The following is a 15,898-nucleotide window of genomic DNA, read 5'->3' on the forward strand; positions in this document are numbered from 1 at the left end:
TCACCACTTGCAGAAGTGGGAGTCTCAACTCAGACTGAGATGAAATCGATGACTGGATGATGCAATACAGCTGTCTGCTGGAACTGACCGCAGAAATGGAACCATTATCCGCCAAAGAAAAAAATGAACAAAATAAAATCTCCGGCTGCCAGGCAGATCTGTGGATCGTACTTTCTTTTTCAGACGATCTGATTCATGTACGTGCCGACAGTGATTCTCTGATCGTAAAGGGAATTGTAGCTGTCATTGTTGCCCTTTTTGACAAACGTACCCCGCAGGAAATCTGCGGGGCACATATTGATTTTCTTGAAAAGACTCCATTAAAAGAGCAGATCTCTACAGACCGTTTTCACGGTATGCAGACCGTTATCAAAAAGATTCAGGATTACAGCACTTCTCTCACACAGATGTAAACCATGTATGCCGCATAAATGGCAAGCATGCTTACACCGCCTGCACGGGTCAGAAGCTGCTTTCTCCATACAAGGATCATAATGTAGAGACTGACTGCTACTAAAATGACAATATCAATCAAATTGTTCATATTGACAGCGATTGGGCTGATGGCAGAAGCCAGACCACCTACCAGCAGAATATTGAAAATATTGGAACCAATGACATTTCCAAGCGCCATACCCGCCTGATTTTTTCTAGCTGCTACCACGGAGGTTACCAGCTCCGGTAAAGATGTTCCAATGGAACAGATAGTCAGCCCGATCAATGTCTCACTTAATCCAAATCCGCGGGCAATCGTTTCTGAGCAATTAACAACCATCTGACCTCCAATTACAATAGCAACCAGGCCGCCACCGATAAACACCAGACATTTCCAGATTGGCAGGTCCTTGATTTCTTCTGCTTCAACATCTTCTCCGGCCTGCATGGACTTCTTTGCAGAACGAACCATCCAGTACAGAAACAAGGCAAAAATCACAACCAGAATAATTCCATCCATATGTCCGACCATCATTCCTGCCAGTCCCATCACGCCAATAATCACTGCTACCAGTACAGAAAATGGGAATTCTTTCTTTAATGTCTCTTTCTTGATCACCAATGGCTGGAACAATGCACAGACACCACAAACCACAAGCAAGTTAAAAATATTGGAACCAATTACGTTACTGATAGCCATTCCGTTAATGCCCCGTAATGACGCTGAAATACTTACCGCACATTCCGGTGCACTGGTTCCCATCGCCACGATCGTCATTCCGATGATAAATACCGGAATATTAAACTTTTTTGCTACGGAGCCACTTCCTTCTACAAAGAAATCTGCCCCTTTAACCAGCAGTACAAATCCAATAATCACACCTATAATTGCCAAAATCATACTTTTCATCCTTTCTCAATACCATATTTTTTCTTTATTCACGAATATCACGCATTCCTGCTGCAAATTCATAAATACCCCGGCATTCTTGCTGCGAGATGCATGACATATTCTTCTGCTATTTCTATCCGAAAATTTCAAGATGTTCGATTAAGATTTTCACACCGATTCCAATCAGGATAATACCGCCCAGAATCGTTGCCTTATCCTTAAATTTGCTTCCAAATACATTTCCAATCAGCACACCTGCAATTGAAAAACAGAAAGTAATGCATCCGATGATTGTTACCGATGTGATCAGTCTCACCTGCAGAAAAGCAAATGTAATACCGATTGCCAGTGCATCGATACTTGTGGCAATTGCCAGCAGGAAAATTTCTCTCAGATTGATTCGCAGGCTGTCATCCGGACAGACTTCTTCATTTTCTCCTTTTTCTTTGATCACATCCAGGATCATTTTTCCACCGATCAGCACAAGCAGTATAAATGCGATCCAATGATCAATGGCTGTAATATAAGACTGAAACTGACTTCCAAGAAGCCATCCCAATGCCGGCATCAACGCCTGAAATCCTCCAAAAAATACTGCCAGCACAAACATATACTTTTTATCTACTTTTCGCATGCTCAAGCCTTTACAGACAGATACCGCAAAGGCATCCATGGAAAGACCGACACCGATCAGTGCCAGTTCCAAGTAACCCATAATTCAATTTCCTCCATAATGTATGATTTAACAGCTCGCATCAGGGAATATCATTGACAGGAACTTTGATGCAATTTTCTCTCAAGCGAAAAAAGAGACCCAGGCATGCCATAGGATCAAATAATAATCTTTATGACATACATGAGTCTCATTCATTAAGATTTGCCAGATTATCCTAAAAATGATAAACAGGTTGTTGACAAATCACACAATTCTTACTGTGCAAACTACTCCCTCACGAAGTTCTTTCAACTATATCGTAATGTCGGAGATTTGTCAATATTTGAATACATATGATGCATAAACTGTAATTCAAAAACTGTCCCTCCGGACGGATTGGATCTGACGGTAATACTGCCATCATGCACCCGCACAATTTCCCGGACCAACGCAAGTCCAAGCCCTACACCGCCAAGTTCCCGGCTTCTGGATTTATCTACGCGGAAAAACGGTTCAAACACACGCTCTTTAAGTTCCTCCGGGATTCCGCTCCCTGTATCCTCCACGGATAAATGAACATGGTTTTCCTCCTGGTATGCAGTTACTATTACCTGTCCATCAACATGATTATATTTTATGGCATTCTCAACAAGATTGTATACCATCCTGTAAATAAGAATATCACTTCCCCGCATCGTTATATTTTTACAGTTTTCAACCAGTGTTATATTCTTTTCCTGTGCAAGCGGTTCTAAATCTGCCAATACCTCATCAACAAGAGCATCCACTGCAATTACTTCATCCCGTCCCACAGTCTGAAGTTCACTCATGTCGAGAAGCGTCTTTACCATTTTGTTGAGTCTGTCATTCTGTTCGGTAACCATTTTTATCGTTTGCATAGTATCTGCATCATTCCCCGGATGCCGGGCTGCATTATATAGATCAAGCTGTACCTGTATCAGAGACAACGGCGTTCTGAGCTCGTGCGCTGCATTTGCAGTAAATTGCCTCTGTACCTCAAATGCATCCGAGAGGCGCGTAAGCATCCTGTTGTACGAAATACTAAGCTGGTTAAGTTCTTTCACTTTGTTTTCTTCTATCCGGGAATCTGCCAGATTCTGTGCCTCTACCTCCTCGATTTTATCAGAAAACTCGCGGATCGGTCTGAGTGCATGCCCGCTTATAAAATAAGTCACTACCCCACCCATAAGCGCCAGTACGGCTGAGATTATAAAACTGTTTCTTTTATAGTCAGCCTTATTACTGTACACCTGCAAAGAAAAGTCATTTGCGAACTCATCCCACTTATCCTCAGGAATGCTGATATATATTTCATCCGAATCATTTTCATTATCATCTTCCCGGGCAGCAACAGTCTCTTGCAGGGAGTCGATATAATACACACCATTTTTATAAACAAACATTGTCAGACAGCCACATATGACTGCAATATATAATGTAATGATACAGGTCAGTCTCCACTGCAGCGACATTTTTTTCATCATTCAAACTCCTCTCGTATTTTGTAACCTTCCCCCACTTTGTTCAAAATCGGGTCATATTCCAGCACAGCCTTAAGCTTTCTTCTAAGCGAAGACATATGCACCCGGATGGATCCACTAAAACTGTCTGCGGTTGCATCCCAGACATGCTCGATTAGTTCTTCCTGGCTTACCGGTCGGCCCAGATTCAGAAGCAAATATTCCAAAATACCACTTTCTTTTCTTGTCAGAGAGACCGGTTGCCCTTTTGCATATGCCTCACGTTTTACCGTGTCGAACCTTATCTCGCCACTTTCCAGACATACATTCTTCTGCACAAATTTTCTTCTTGTCAGGCTTCTGATGCGTGCCTCAAGTTCCTGTAAGTGGAACGGTTTTTCCATGTAATCATTTGCTCCTGCATCCAGTCCTTCCACTTTATCTGCGATCTGCCCTCTTGCTGATAATATGAGAACCTTTGTCTCCTCATTTCTCTGTCTGAGTTCCTTTAGGATCTCCATCCCATCCATCCCGGGCAGATTCAGATCCAGAACGATCAGATCATAATTCTCCGCCAGAATACATTCAAAAGCATCTTCCCCATCATAGCAGGTATCCACTTCATACCCGGCAGCATACAGGCTTTTTGCAACCATATCACATATTTGTTTTTCATCTTCAACTATTAATAATCTCAAAATATTTTCACCTGTTTCTTAACAAAAATTTTACAACAGCTATTGTATAATATCAAAGTCAGCTGGTCAATAAATACAACGAACAAAGGAGCAAAAATATCTTGAAGAGCAAAAAAATAAGTCAGGCATTTGTGCTTATCGCAGGGATCACTATGGTGAGCTATGGTGCGATCCGCGGGGAAGCGGCTGTCGTGCTTGGAAAAGCAATAAAATTATGTCTGGAGTGTGTCGGAATTGGATAAGAAAAATAAGAAAAAGAAATCACGATCAAAAAAAACAGCCGGAATACGTGGATGGATACAGGCAGCCGCCACGCTGCTCACCAATATCCACATCCCCAATTTATTTAAAGGTAAAATATATCAGGGGAACGCAAAAGCAGTATGTGTACCGGGATTAAACTGTTATTCCTGTCCCGCTGCAACGGGAGCATGTCCGATCGGTGCCTTTCAGGCGGTCGTCGGATCATCCAGATTTAAATTTTCCTACTACATCACCGGTTTTTTTATTTTACTCGGTGTAACACTTGGAAGATTTATATGTGGTTTTTTGTGTCCCTTTGGATGGTTTCAGGATTTACTTCATAAAATCCCCGGGAAAAAGTTTTCAACAGCCCGATTGAAACCACTCAGATACCTGAAATACATCATCCTTATTGTTTTCGTTATCCTTCTGCCGATGCTTATAACGAACTCAATCGGAATGGGCGATCCGTTCTTCTGTAAATACATTTGTCCGCAAGGTGTTTTAGAAGGGGCTATCCCTCTTTCACTTGGAAACGCTGCGATACGATCTGCACTGGGAACTCTTTTTTCCTTTAAATGTCTTATTTTAATTACGGTTGTTGTGTTAAGTATTTTATTTTACAGACCCTTCTGTAAATGGATCTGTCCTCTTGGCGCAATCTACTCATTATTTAATAAGATAAGCTTTCTCAAGATCAAAGTTGAGGACAGCAAATGTGTCGGATGTAATCAATGTGTAACCGCATGTAAAATGGATGTGGATATATGTAAGACGCCGGATCATCCGGAATGCATAAGATGCGGAGCCTGCATAAAGGCTTGTCCGAAAGATGCCATCCATTATCAGTTTATGGGAAAACCCTGTCAGAAAAGAAAGAGCGACAACCGGTAACTATTTATTCTTTGCAGAATTACTGCACATCATATAATTACGAAAAGGAGCAATTACTCATGAAAACAAAAAGATCTTTATTACTTATTTTTACACTCTGCGCAGCATTATCGCTTACTGCATGTAACGGAAAACAACCTGCAAACACGGAAAAACCGCAGGATACACAGACAGAATCCAGCGCAGCCTCTTCTGATGATTCCAGTTCTGAACTTGATGATTTATATCAGCAGGAAAACCAGCTTTTTGCAGATCATAAAGATGTATGGGATAAGGTATTTGGCATGATGAATAAAAGTACTGCTGACCCGAGTGGAAATTATGCCGATTATCTGGCTGGCACTGTGGAATCAAACAAAGACTCCTTCACAGAGGATGAACTGAAAATACTTAATGATGATATTGAAACAATCAGAGAAATTGAAGAAAAAATTACTGCAATCGAAAAGAAAAATGCTGCATCCGACAGTAACAGCCAGAAAAATAATTCCGACGATGTATCGCCTTTCAAAGATTTTTCCGCAAAGGATTTCGATGGCAATTCTGTTGACGAAAGCCTGTTTTCCAAAAATGCCGTAACTGTTGTTAATTTCTGGTTTACCGGATGCAAACCTTGTGTTGCTGAATTATCGAAACTGAATGAACTGAACGATGCCATCAAAGCATCTGGTGGTGAAGTAGTAGGAATCAACACAGAAACCTTCGATGGAAATGAAACTGCTATAAAAGAAGCTGCAGATATTCTGAAAAGCCAGGGTGCCAAATATCGCAATCTTTCCGTCGATTCTACTTCCGATGCAGGTAAATACGCCTCCAACATTATGGCATTTCCTACAACAATCCTGGTCGACAGAAATGGCAATATTGTAGGCGATCCTATGCTTGGTGGAATTGATAATCAGGAAAACTATGATGCTTTGATGAAACAGATTCAGTCTGTCATTGATGCAGACAGTGCGAATAAATAATCCTGTTCATTGGTTGCAAAAAAATATCCTTCCAAGAAAAGAATCTGTGATATTTCAAAAACCGCCACATCTGTCTATCGACAAATATGACGGTTTTTCTACCTATCCTAATATCTTGACTTTTTTATAAAACGCTGTACTAGTATTTGGCTTATCTTCTTTTATAACATCCCGTTCTCAGTAAAATTATTTTTAGTGAAATCTCGGTGGCTGTACCTGATATGTCTCAATCGGCACATCCTCTGTGGAGAATTTCATTGCTCCGTTGTCGTTCTCACATACAATCCATTTCAGCCAGTTTTCATTATCCATCTGCGGATAATCCTCACGCAGGAACCATCCTCTGGATTCTTTTCGCATGGATGCACCTTTGAACTGCATTTCTGCGGAAAGAACCATTGCCTCTGCCTCGTGGCAGGAAAGCAGATCGTGGAAATCTTCTGCTTTTAACTGTGCAACCATTGGTTTGATCTGTGCCAGTTTGCGCAAGCATACATCCAGACGGTGCTGACTCATGTATACACTGTTTTCAACCGGGCAGACAAGCTGCTGGATTTTATCAATGACTTCTTTTGCTCTTACACCTTCTTCACGGAATAACGGTGCAAATGCATCTTCTTTCAACTGTGCTACCTGGGCGTCATCAATTGGCTGCTGTGCATGATCTGCTGCATAAGCTGCTGCCTGCTGACCACTGACAACTCCTGCAAATACTGCGTTCAAGATTCCTGAACCACGGTTACGTCCTGGAGGTGCCGGTACTGCGCCAGGCGCACAGGAACCATCGTAACATACATCTCCTGCTGCATACATTCCAGGAATGGTAGTAGCCATCTGCTCATCTACTTTGACCGGAGACTGCTCACCGACAAATCCAGGCTCTACTTCCCATTTCTCATCTCCTTCGAAACCATCTACGGAAGAACCTTTTTCGAAATCGATTTTCCAGAATGGAAGACCATAAGGACGATCCCAGATGTAGAACATCATCGTATCATTTTTGGTTGTCTCGCTCTCCATCGGATGCAGGTAAACCGGACCTCTGCCGGATGCCATGGTATTGTACCACTCTGCTACAGCGCTGGAACTGATATCTGCTTCCGGGAAACGACGGAAGTTCTTTGTAATATTTTCACCATAAGCGTCATACATCACGTTCTCACCAAATACACACTCACGGTTGCTGTGTACACGGTAAAGCTGTGCAAAGTTACCAAACTCCGGATTTCGCATCTGTGCGCCGGCACGGTAAGCTGCTGCGATACCGTCACCACGTCCGTTACTCCACATCGGAGCCACACGGTAGTTCTGACTTCCGGTACAGAGGATGACGGATTTTCCTTCAAATACATAGAAGGTACCGTCAATGATGCTGTATCCGACAGCACCGGCGATCTGTCCGTCTCTGGTCAAAAGGTCAGAAATGGTTGTTTTATCAATAAATTTTACGCCCAGTTTTGTGGCAGTTGCTCGCATTTTCAGTGTCAGATCCAGATCTACACCGATCATATAAGTCATCGGACCGGTCGGAATACGTTTTTTTGGGATATTGACACCCCAGGATTCCATCTTGTCCAGAAGCTCATTATTCATAGCCACATATTTTTTCAGTAAATTCTGGTTGGCCAGATAACCGCCAACAGCATTTGCATGATATTCGTTAAACATCTCCGGTGTGGTTTTCTCCAAATCAAAATACTGTAATACACCGCCACCTTTATTTGCTTTTCCGGAATATCCTGATGTCTGTTTTTCTACTACCAGGACACTGATGTCCGGATTTTCTTCTTTTACACTGATTGCTGCTGTCAGACCGGCAATTCCGCCACCGATGATTAACACGTCAGCAGACATTTTTTCCTGTTTGATTTCCTGTTTTTCCATTATGCTCTCCTCTCTCAGATACATACCCAAATGCTTTTCTGATAAAATTATTTCTGACAAAAGCCCCGGGCAGATATCATATTATGCTTCGGTCTGTTTTTTTGCGTAACAGTCAAAGGTCTGGCGGAAACTCTGGCTTGCATAGTCAGGGATTACCTTGATCGCACCTTTGGCACATTTTACTTCACAATAGTTACAGTGTTCGCAGTCTTCCACATATTTGAAAATCGGACGTCTTTTTTCTGCATCCCAGCGAATGACATCTACAAAACAGGCTTTGTAGCAGATCTGGCATCCAACACATTTGCTTTCATCAAATTCGATTTTATGGTTTGTATAAATCATCGCTTCTACCTCCAGTTATCTTTCTCTTCCGCATACAGGGACGGAAGGATTGCTGCCAGATTTGTAAACTCTTTTACGTTATGTAAAGCCAGTGACATGGCTGCCATATCCGGATAACGCATACCGTCCGGAAGCACTTTCACATCTTTTCCGTTTACATAATTCCAGCCCATCCAGAAACGGGAACGAAGCTCGATACCGCCCTCGATCTCACGTACAAAATGTGTCATAAATGTTGGCGGAACAGCAAATGGTGGCTGACCTTTTCCGTATCCTTTTCCACAGACTAAGGTCGCACAGGCATCGGTACCGATCAGTTCTGCCTTGAATCCACAGTCTCCCGGGTATTTAAAGTTGATTACGATCTGATCCGGTCCCATTCCGGTATCTTCGGTAATTTCATGTGTGGTATCCCATAATTTTTCCTGATAGGTCAGATCCGGATCTAACGCACGTACACGGTTCTGTGTTTCTGCCTTGTAATGATCTTCCGGATTCCAGATTTTGTAACGCAGGTTGTCAAGTCCATGCCATGCAAAGAACCAGTCAAACATCTCCGGTGTTACTCCCGGCATCTTTGTCAGGTTCGCCAGATATCCGGTTCCATCCGGCAGAATACACCAGCCTGCCTCTGCCTCCAGATATCCCGGCTCAAACAGACGATTTCTGTCTTTGAACTGCAGTACCTGATCCGGGCGAAGCGGTCCGTTCAGCATTTTCGCATATGCTTCCGGAGCCGGCTGTGCCATCTCCTGCTCAAAATATTTATAGTAGCTTTTCTGTTTTTCCTCTTCCGTTACCGGAACTCGTTTTTTTGCCATCTGTTCCATAGGAAACCTCCTCCATTTTCATTGTCTCTATTTTTCACACTTCAGGGATCTCATTTTATGAGGTAAATTTGGCTTTCGGTATTTTTCTGAAGTATTAAAATTCGAACTCTGCCATATGGCTTAAAATCTCTTTTGCACCTGCGATTGCATCATCGATAATCTGTAATGCCGGTTTTTCTTCTGTGACTAACGGTACGATCTGACCTGCCATGACAGCACCGCCAACCATATCGCCTTCTGCCATTGCTTTTCTCAGAGAGCTTTCTGCAACCGGGCGAAGCAGTTCTGCTGCTTTTTCCTTTGTATTGTTATCTTCAATATCGATCATCTCGTCCGCCAGTTTGTTTTTGATCTGACGGCAAGGCTCATCGGTGCAGTATCCGGTAATGACAGTAGACATATCTCCGGCAGCCAGCACTTCTTTCTTTACATTTGGATGCACGGTTGTCTCTGCTGCAGCCATAAATGCAGTTCCCATCTCAAAACCTTCTGCTCCCATGGCAATTCCTGCAGCTACACCACGGCCATCTGCGATACCGCCGCTGGCAACAACCGGAATATCCAACAGGTCTACTGCCTGTGGAACCAGAACTGTGGTTGCCTCAAAAGTAACGTGTCCGCCGCCTTCCCAGCCTTTTACGATCATGACATCTGCGCCTGCCTCTGCTGCAATTCTTGCATCATCAATAAAAGATGCTTTTACAACGATCTTGCAGCCAACACTGTGCCAGATATCAAAATATTTTTTACAAAGTTCCGGATCCAGACCTGCGATGGTATCTGCATACATCACTGGTGGTTTCTCATCCAGAACAATTTTTGTCACATGTTCCAAATTTGGTGGAATCATGATAACATTCATTCCGAACGGTTTATCTGTCAGCTTTCTTGTCTCTGCAATCTGCTCTCTGATAAATGGTTCCGGTGCAAATCCAACGCCCAACACGCCAAGTCCGCCTGCATTTGATACTGCCGCAACCAGCGGTGCTGTGGAAATCCAGGCCATCGGTCCCTGAATAACCGGTTTTTCGATATTTAAAATCTCACATACTCTGTTCATACCAACCTTCTCCTTTCGCTCTCTGACGTTCTCCCGAAATCCGCTTCCTATTTTCAAACCATTCAATACTTGAAGCATTTTCCGTGATACATGTCCCTTGTTGAGAAAATTATATAAATAAAAAAGGATGTTTTCATTTCCAATACATCCAAGTTTGCTATGTTTTTTTACAAATACTTTTGTAACTTCCTACAAATTTTGATACAATCAAAATAAGAAAGTACGGGGGAATACAAATGAAAGTCACATTGGAAATGGTATTAACCAGATTTTTTGCACAACACAAAGAAGCAAACCTTTTTTCGAAAATCACGGATACGCAAATGCATCATGCCCTGCTTGGCATACAGCTTTTACCAAGACATATGGAAAATCTGTCTGCTGATTATCTGTATGTCACAGATCAGTTCTACTATTCGGCACAAATATCCAGAGACTGCCGTAAAGTAAAACCAGACAATGTCTATCCGCCGGATATTGCAGAAACCGATCTTTCTTTTATTGTATTTGGCTCGGAGGCACCTGACTCTGGAGATTTGAGTCAGAATGCTATTTTTATTCAGACTGATATGGAACTGGCCGAAGGATTTAATGCTCTTCAGAATGTTTATGCCGAATTTATCGAATGGGGACGTCAGCTGGATTTTGCAATTTTCCGGAATGCTGACTTTCAGGAATTTATCGACATCAGCGAAGAAATGATTGCCTGTCCAATCCTGGTTTATGATCCGGCGCTGAAGCTGCTGGCCTATTCCCGCATGTACCCGGGACTGGATGACCGCATTTTTCAGACTGCCATTGCAAACGGATATCTGGATCTGGAGACCGTAAAATATTTTGAAAAAGAACGGATTTTTGCGCAGATGGACCACACCGGAAGTGCAGTCGGCGAACCGGACAATTTCCGTATGCATGCAGACTTTGCCCGTGCCATCAATATCCGCAACGAACTGGCAGTCTACTGCATTTTGCTCTACACCAGTGAATATCCGCGCAGCTACATCAATGAACTCTACCAGATTTTCTGCAACAGCATTGAGCATCTGCTGGAAAAACAGCATGCGGATTTCCTGAAAAACCGTTCCGTCACCGATTATTTTCTGATGGATCTTCTGGATAATCCGGAAACACCACCGGAGCAGATCAAAGAACGAATTTACTATAATGATCTGGATTATGAGGGCAACTACATCGTAATATGCCTCCATTCCGACATTAAGCAAAAGCCTTCGGAAAATTATTTTATCCAGCTGCTGCGCAACAACATGATCAACTGCAGAATTTTTGCGTACCACGGTGGAATCGTCATTTTGTATCATCTTCCAAAATTCCGGGAAACAGATTACAGAGATTATCTCCGTGACCAGTTGCATACAATTTTAAAGGATTTTGCTGATCGCAGCATTACGCTTTATTTCAGTAAACCTTTTACAACAATCGGACAGTTTGCAGAAGCCTACCAGCAGGCGGAAAGTTTGCATCAGATGAACCTTTCCATGAACGATACCATGTACTGTTTTTATGAGGATCACTGGCTGAAGTACCTGATTGGCAGTACCCCGCAGAAAGAGAAAAGTTTTTCCTTCTGTGAACCATCGCTTCTTCAAATGTTACATGCAGATACCAAAAAATCCCGGCAACAGCTGGAAATCCTTTATGAATATCTCCGCTGCGACCGGAAGTTAACCGATGTTGCAGGTAAACTCGGCATGCACCGCAACAATGTCATTTATCATGTAAAACAGATATCCGAAGAGTTTCATCTGAATTTCGATGATCCCGATGTGCGCCTGCGACTTCTGATGTCTTTTGAAGTATTGAAATTCAGCAAACTTTTTATACGTTGATTTGACAAGTTCTGATCTGCAAAACAAACAGGCAGGAAGTTGATCAAACTTCCTGCCTGTTTCATGTACTATCGAATTACTTTTCCCGGATTTAAAATATGTTTTTCATCAAAGGCATTTTTGATTGCCTGATACAGTGCAATCATCTGCGGTCCCATAAATGTCTCCAGTGCACCGACACGGGCATGACCGATTCCGTGCTCGCCGGATACCTGACCCCCCATGGTTTTCGCCTGCGCATACAATTCTTCCATCAGCTTCGGGCAACGCTCCTCGAACAGTTTTTTGTCCATATCATCACGCATCAGCTGAATGTGCATGTTTCCGTCCCCGGCATGACCCTGGATGGAGATGCGGATGCCGGTCTCTTCCATCTTGGTGTCTGCGAATCTGGAAAAATCTGCAATTCGGTTTCTCGGAACAACGATATCGCACTCATCCATATCTGTCGTAGATGCTTTTAATGCCTCCAGTGCTGCGCCACGCACCGTCCATACCGCTTCTTTTCGCTCGTCAGTATTGCACAGGAACACATCCTCTGCGCCATTGTCCAGACAGATCTGTGCAGCATCGTCACATCTGCGCTCCACATCTTCCACGCTGCTTCCGTCAAACATCAGAATCAGATAGGAATCTGCGGTACGATGCGGCATAATTTTGTTCAAATATTGCGCCGCATCATCCAGCAGAGATTTTGGCATATACTCGATGGCCGTCGGATTCAGATCGGAATTAATGAATTTCGGTACGGTTCCCACGCACTGCTCCAGTGACGGATACGGTACCAGAAGGGTGTAGGATACCTTCGGTTGCGGAATCACACGCATACGAAGTTTTGTTGCGATACATAAGGTTCCCTCGGAACCGATTACCAGATCTTTGATATCATATCCGGATGTATTTTTCGCTACATTACTGCCAAACTGCATGATGTCACCATTTGGCATAACGCATTCCATGGAAACCACATAATTTCTCGTCACACCATATCCTACCGCTTTCATACCACCGGCATTTGTCATGACGTTTCCTCCAACGGAAGCGGTTTTCTCGCCCGGTTCCGGCGGATAGAAAACACCTTTTTCCTGAGCGGCGTTTGCCAGTTCCATAACCAGCACACCCGGCTCAATGACAACGGTCATCGTGTCCAGATCCCACTCCAGGATTTTGTTCATTTTTTCCGTACAAAGTAAAATTCCACCATAAATCGGCACTGCGCCACCGGACAGACCGGTTCCTGCTCCACGCGGAGTCACCGGAATGCAGTGCTCATACGCATAGCGCATCACTTTGGACACTTCCTCGGTACTTAATACTTCCACCAGTACATCCGGTGCATGAGTACCAAAGTCCGGCATCTCATCATGCGCGTAATCATATTCAATCTCGTCCCCGTAAAAGACACGATCCGGGGCTGTCACACTTTTTAAATATTCCACACCTTCCGGTGTAATTACCTGATATTCCATTTTCGACATCCCCCTTTACTGCTGTTTTGCCTGTACTGCCGCTGTCAGAGCAGGTACGGCACTGTACAGATCTTCTGTAATACAATAATTTGCAATTTTAAAAATCGGTGCTTCTTTATCTGTGTTGATTGCTACGATACACTCAGCGCCATCCATACCTGCCGCAAACTGTACCGCACCGGAAACACCGCAGGTGATGATCAGCTTCGGTTTTACAGTACGTCCGGAAAGTCCGATCTGTTTTGTCACATCATTCCATCCTTTTTCTACCAGTGGACGTGTGGTTGCCAACTGTCCGCCCAGAGCATCTGCCAGTTCCTGCAGCATCGCCAGATCTTCCTGTTTTTTCACACCACGACCGGCAACAACCAGAACGTCTTCCTCTTCGATGCCTTTTGTTTTTTCCACAATCTCAGTGCTGATCACTTCCATACCGGATTTCAGCATTTCATCTGTCACTTTACAGTTCACAACTTCACCATTTGGTGCTGTCTTTTCTGCCACATTCATGACTTTATAACGAACGGTTGCGAACTGCGGTCTCGTATTTGTCGTGATAATCTGTGCCATGATATTGCCGCCAAATGCCGGACGAATCTGCACCAGATCAGTATTCTCTTTCATATCGAGTACGGTACAGTCTGCAGTCAGACCGGTGCGGAAACGTGTCGCACAGGCCGGTGCCAGGGAACGGCCCAGAGAAGTTGCTCCCACCAGGACAACCGTTGGTTTTACCGTTTTGATACAATCTTCCATGACATTAGTGTACACATCTCCACGGAAATGTGCTAATTTCTCATCTGCGTAAACAAATACTTTATCCACACCGTATTCCAGTAACGTGTGCGCCTGTTCATTTGCCTTTTCTCCGCCGATCAGCACCGCATATACCGGATGATTGATCTTGGCTGCCAACTCTCTGGCTTTTCCGATCAGTTCAAATGCCACCGGATGAATACCGCTCTCTTCCTGCTCCACAAATACCATGATGCCTTTCCATGCATCTTTGTCCACGGTCTTTTTCACTTCATCCTCAACCAGTGAAACTGCCTGTACCGGACATGATTTCACACACAGTTTACACATCTTGCAGGATGCATTAATTTCGATTTTATTATCTTTGATCTCCAGTGCTCCAAAGGGACATTTTTCCACACACTGTCCGCAGAGGATACACTGATCCTGATTAAAATTTAATGTTGCCATCTGTCTTTCCTCCGAATTGTCTATCTATCATTCTTACAGCTGTTTTTCCATGTATTTCATAATTGAATATTCTCCACTATTCACTCATTTTGAAATACTACATATATTTTCGTTCCGCAAAAATATCGGCCAGATCACCGGCAATCTGCTCTGCTGATCCATCCATGAAAATCTGTCCATCATGACTTTCCGGTGGGAAAATACGCTCTACAGAAGTAGCAGATCCTTTCAGTCCGTAATGTGTCACATCCTGATCCTTGAATTCTGCAAATGTGATCATCTCTACCTTGCGGTCTTTGGTCGCTGCTTTCAGACGATAAGACGGAAGACGTGGCGTATAGATGTCTTTTTCTACCGTAAGCAGACAAGGAAGTTTCATTTTTGCCAGCTGTCTGACATTGACAAAATCCTGTCCAACCGTCACGCTTGCATCATCTACATCTGCAATTTCTCCCACCCATGCTGCACACGGGATTCCCAGGTATTCCGCCATGGCCGGACCAACCTGTGCGGTATCACCATCGGTGGTCTGTTTACCACAGATGATAATGTCATAATCACAGATGGATGTGATCCCCTGTGCCAATGTATAAGCAGTAGCCAGTACATCCGCCCCTGCAAAGGTACGGTCTGTAAATACATATGCCTGATCTACCCCCATCATATAAGCTTCTTTCATCATTGCCTCAGCCTGTGGCGGTCCCATGGTAACTGCCGTTACGGTTCCTCCACAACGCTCTTTCAGACGCATCGCAGTCTCCAGCGCATACAGATCATACGGATTGATCTTGGCTGCTGCACCATCACGCTTTAATACACCTGTTTCCGGATCGATCTCTACCTGACTGGTACCCGGAACCTGTTTGATACATACAACGATCTTCATGTTCTTCTCCTCTCAAACAATCACTCGAATTTATTGCCAGTTCGCATACCATGTTGAATATTCAAGAATGCTCCGGCATTCTTGTTGCGAGGTGCGCGTCATGCA

At 43.7% G+C, this 15,898-nt stretch carries 16 protein-coding genes; 5 read left to right on the plus strand and 11 right to left on the minus strand.

Translation table 11 applies throughout. The features are described 5' to 3' along the window. Nucleotides 1-44 precede the first annotated feature (44 nt). Nucleotides 45-413, plus strand: coding sequence for a SufE family protein (locus LG34_RS15925; protein ID WP_333491573.1), 369 nt, complete (start codon nucleotides 45-47; stop codon nucleotides 411-413). Here the strand turns inward: LG34_RS15925 and LG34_RS15930 are convergent. The 4 genes from LG34_RS15930 to LG34_RS15945 form a co-directional block, all read right to left on the minus strand. After that, nucleotides 386-1,336: a calcium/sodium antiporter gene (locus LG34_RS15930; protein WP_333491571.1), complete on the minus strand. Its 951-nt coding sequence runs from the start codon at nucleotides 1,334-1,336 to the stop codon at nucleotides 386-388. The genes LG34_RS15925 and LG34_RS15930 overlap by 28 nt on opposite strands. Before the next feature lie 124 nt (nucleotides 1,337-1,460). After that, nucleotides 1,461-2,042, minus strand: a complete 582-nt coding sequence (locus LG34_RS15935) for a manganese efflux pump MntP (protein ID WP_109216954.1) — start codon at nucleotides 2,040-2,042, stop codon at nucleotides 1,461-1,463. Nucleotides 2,043-2,290: 248 nt separating this feature from the next. Next, nucleotides 2,291-3,487: a sensor histidine kinase gene (locus LG34_RS15940; protein WP_347486829.1), complete on the minus strand. Its 1,197-nt coding sequence runs from the start codon at nucleotides 3,485-3,487 to the stop codon at nucleotides 2,291-2,293. Beyond that, nucleotides 3,484-4,161 (minus strand): response regulator transcription factor, encoded by a 678-nt coding sequence (locus tag LG34_RS15945; RefSeq protein ID WP_109216956.1) that lies wholly within the window; start codon nucleotides 4,159-4,161, stop codon nucleotides 3,484-3,486. The genes LG34_RS15940 and LG34_RS15945 overlap by 4 nt, the downstream gene beginning before the upstream one ends. Nucleotides 4,162-4,259: 98 nt before the next feature. Here LG34_RS15945 and LG34_RS15950 point away from each other — a divergent pair, with 98 nt between their 5' ends. Genes LG34_RS15950 through LG34_RS15960 form a run of 3 tightly spaced genes read left to right on the plus strand, consistent with a single transcriptional unit; the run spans nucleotide 4,260 to nucleotide 6,266 of the window. Then, nucleotides 4,260-4,403 carry a CD1871A family CXXC motif-containing protein gene (locus LG34_RS15950; protein ID WP_420104693.1) on the plus strand — a complete coding sequence of 48 codons (144 nt, stop codon included), beginning with the start codon at nucleotides 4,260-4,262 and terminating at the stop codon, nucleotides 4,401-4,403. Continuing rightward, nucleotides 4,396-5,298: a 4Fe-4S binding protein gene (locus LG34_RS15955; RefSeq protein ID WP_347486830.1), complete on the plus strand. Its 903-nt coding sequence runs from the start codon at nucleotides 4,396-4,398 to the stop codon at nucleotides 5,296-5,298. The genes LG34_RS15950 and LG34_RS15955 overlap by 8 nt, the downstream gene beginning before the upstream one ends. A 59-nt stretch (nucleotides 5,299-5,357) precedes the next feature. Beyond that, nucleotides 5,358-6,266, plus strand: a complete 909-nt coding sequence (locus tag LG34_RS15960; protein WP_109216959.1) for a TlpA disulfide reductase family protein — start codon at nucleotides 5,358-5,360, stop codon at nucleotides 6,264-6,266. A 192-nt stretch (nucleotides 6,267-6,458) separates the two neighbouring features. Here LG34_RS15960 and LG34_RS15965 read toward each other — a convergent pair whose 3' ends face one another. The 4 genes from LG34_RS15965 to LG34_RS15980 form a co-directional block, all read right to left on the minus strand. Then, the gene (locus LG34_RS15965) at nucleotides 6,459-8,150 is read right to left on the minus strand and encodes an FAD-dependent oxidoreductase (RefSeq protein WP_158582262.1); all 1,692 of its coding nucleotides are present in this window, start codon (nucleotides 8,148-8,150) and stop codon (nucleotides 6,459-6,461) included. Between the two features lie 81 nt (nucleotides 8,151-8,231). Then, complete coding sequence (locus LG34_RS15970) at nucleotides 8,232-8,495, minus strand: 4Fe-4S dicluster domain-containing protein (protein ID WP_109216961.1); 264 nt, start codon at nucleotides 8,493-8,495, stop codon at nucleotides 8,232-8,234. 5 nt (nucleotides 8,496-8,500) lie between these two features. After that, nucleotides 8,501-9,325 carry a DAPG hydrolase family protein gene (locus tag LG34_RS15975; RefSeq protein ID WP_242979930.1) on the minus strand — a complete coding sequence of 275 codons (825 nt, stop codon included), beginning with the start codon at nucleotides 9,323-9,325 and terminating at the stop codon, nucleotides 8,501-8,503. Between the two features lie 94 nt (nucleotides 9,326-9,419). Continuing rightward, the gene (locus LG34_RS15980; RefSeq protein WP_109216962.1) at nucleotides 9,420-10,385 is read right to left on the minus strand and encodes a nitronate monooxygenase; all 966 of its coding nucleotides are present in this window, start codon (nucleotides 10,383-10,385) and stop codon (nucleotides 9,420-9,422) included. 236 nt (nucleotides 10,386-10,621) lie between these two features. On the opposite strand from LG34_RS15980, the gene LG34_RS15985 reads away from it, so the two are divergent. After that, nucleotides 10,622-12,232 (plus strand): helix-turn-helix domain-containing protein, encoded by a 1,611-nt coding sequence (locus LG34_RS15985; RefSeq protein WP_109216963.1) that lies wholly within the window; start codon nucleotides 10,622-10,624, stop codon nucleotides 12,230-12,232. A 68-nt stretch (nucleotides 12,233-12,300) separates the two neighbouring features. Here LG34_RS15985 and LG34_RS15990 read toward each other — a convergent pair whose 3' ends face one another. The 3 genes from LG34_RS15990 to LG34_RS16000 form a co-directional block, all read right to left on the minus strand. Next, nucleotides 12,301-13,701, minus strand: a complete 1,401-nt coding sequence (locus LG34_RS15990) for an FAD-binding oxidoreductase (protein ID WP_109216964.1) — start codon at nucleotides 13,699-13,701, stop codon at nucleotides 12,301-12,303. A gap of 15 nt (nucleotides 13,702-13,716) precedes the next feature. After that, nucleotides 13,717-14,907 (minus strand): electron transfer flavoprotein subunit alpha, encoded by a 1,191-nt coding sequence (locus tag LG34_RS15995; protein WP_109216965.1) that lies wholly within the window; start codon nucleotides 14,905-14,907, stop codon nucleotides 13,717-13,719. A 97-nt stretch (nucleotides 14,908-15,004) separates the two neighbouring features. Then, on the minus strand, nucleotides 15,005-15,793 hold the full coding sequence (locus tag LG34_RS16000; protein WP_109216966.1) for an electron transfer flavoprotein subunit beta/FixA family protein: 789 nt from the start codon (nucleotides 15,791-15,793) through the stop codon (nucleotides 15,005-15,007). Nucleotides 15,794-15,898 lie beyond the last annotated feature (105 nt).

This window comes from Eubacterium ramulus, from assembly GCF_003122485.1.
GTDB classification, from domain to species: domain Bacteria; phylum Bacillota; class Clostridia; order Lachnospirales; family Lachnospiraceae; genus Eubacterium_I; species Eubacterium_I ramulus_A.

Bases quoted from the DNA above. Each gene is read 5' to 3' on its own strand.
- LG34_RS15980 (WP_109216962.1), bottom strand. From the start codon at position 10,385: ATGAACAGAGTATGTGAGATTTTAAATATCGAAAAACCGGTTATTCAG.
- LG34_RS15990 (WP_109216964.1), bottom strand. From the start codon at position 13,701: ATGGAATATCAGGTAATTACACCGGAAGGTGTGGAATATTTAAAAAGT.
- LG34_RS15995 (WP_109216965.1), bottom strand. From the start codon at position 14,907: ATGGCAACATTAAATTTTAATCAGGATCAGTGTATCCTCTGCGGACAG.
- LG34_RS15935 (WP_109216954.1), bottom strand. From the start codon at position 2,042: ATGGGTTACTTGGAACTGGCACTGATCGGTGTCGGTCTTTCCATGGAT.
- LG34_RS15960 (WP_109216959.1), top strand. From the start codon at position 5,358: ATGAAAACAAAAAGATCTTTATTACTTATTTTTACACTCTGCGCAGCA.
- LG34_RS15975 (WP_242979930.1), bottom strand. From the start codon at position 9,325: ATGGAACAGATGGCAAAAAAACGAGTTCCGGTAACGGAAGAGGAAAAA.
- LG34_RS15985 (WP_109216963.1), top strand. From the start codon at position 10,622: ATGAAAGTCACATTGGAAATGGTATTAACCAGATTTTTTGCACAACAC.
- LG34_RS15930 (WP_333491571.1), bottom strand. From the start codon at position 1,336: ATGATTTTGGCAATTATAGGTGTGATTATTGGATTTGTACTGCTGGTT.
- LG34_RS15965 (WP_158582262.1), bottom strand. From the start codon at position 8,150: ATGGAAAAACAGGAAATCAAACAGGAAAAAATGTCTGCTGACGTGTTA.
- LG34_RS15970 (WP_109216961.1), bottom strand. From the start codon at position 8,495: ATGATTTATACAAACCATAAAATCGAATTTGATGAAAGCAAATGTGTT.
- LG34_RS15940 (WP_347486829.1), bottom strand. From the start codon at position 3,487: ATGATGAAAAAAATGTCGCTGCAGTGGAGACTGACCTGTATCATTACA.
- LG34_RS16000 (WP_109216966.1), bottom strand. From the start codon at position 15,793: ATGAAGATCGTTGTATGTATCAAACAGGTTCCGGGTACCAGTCAGGTA.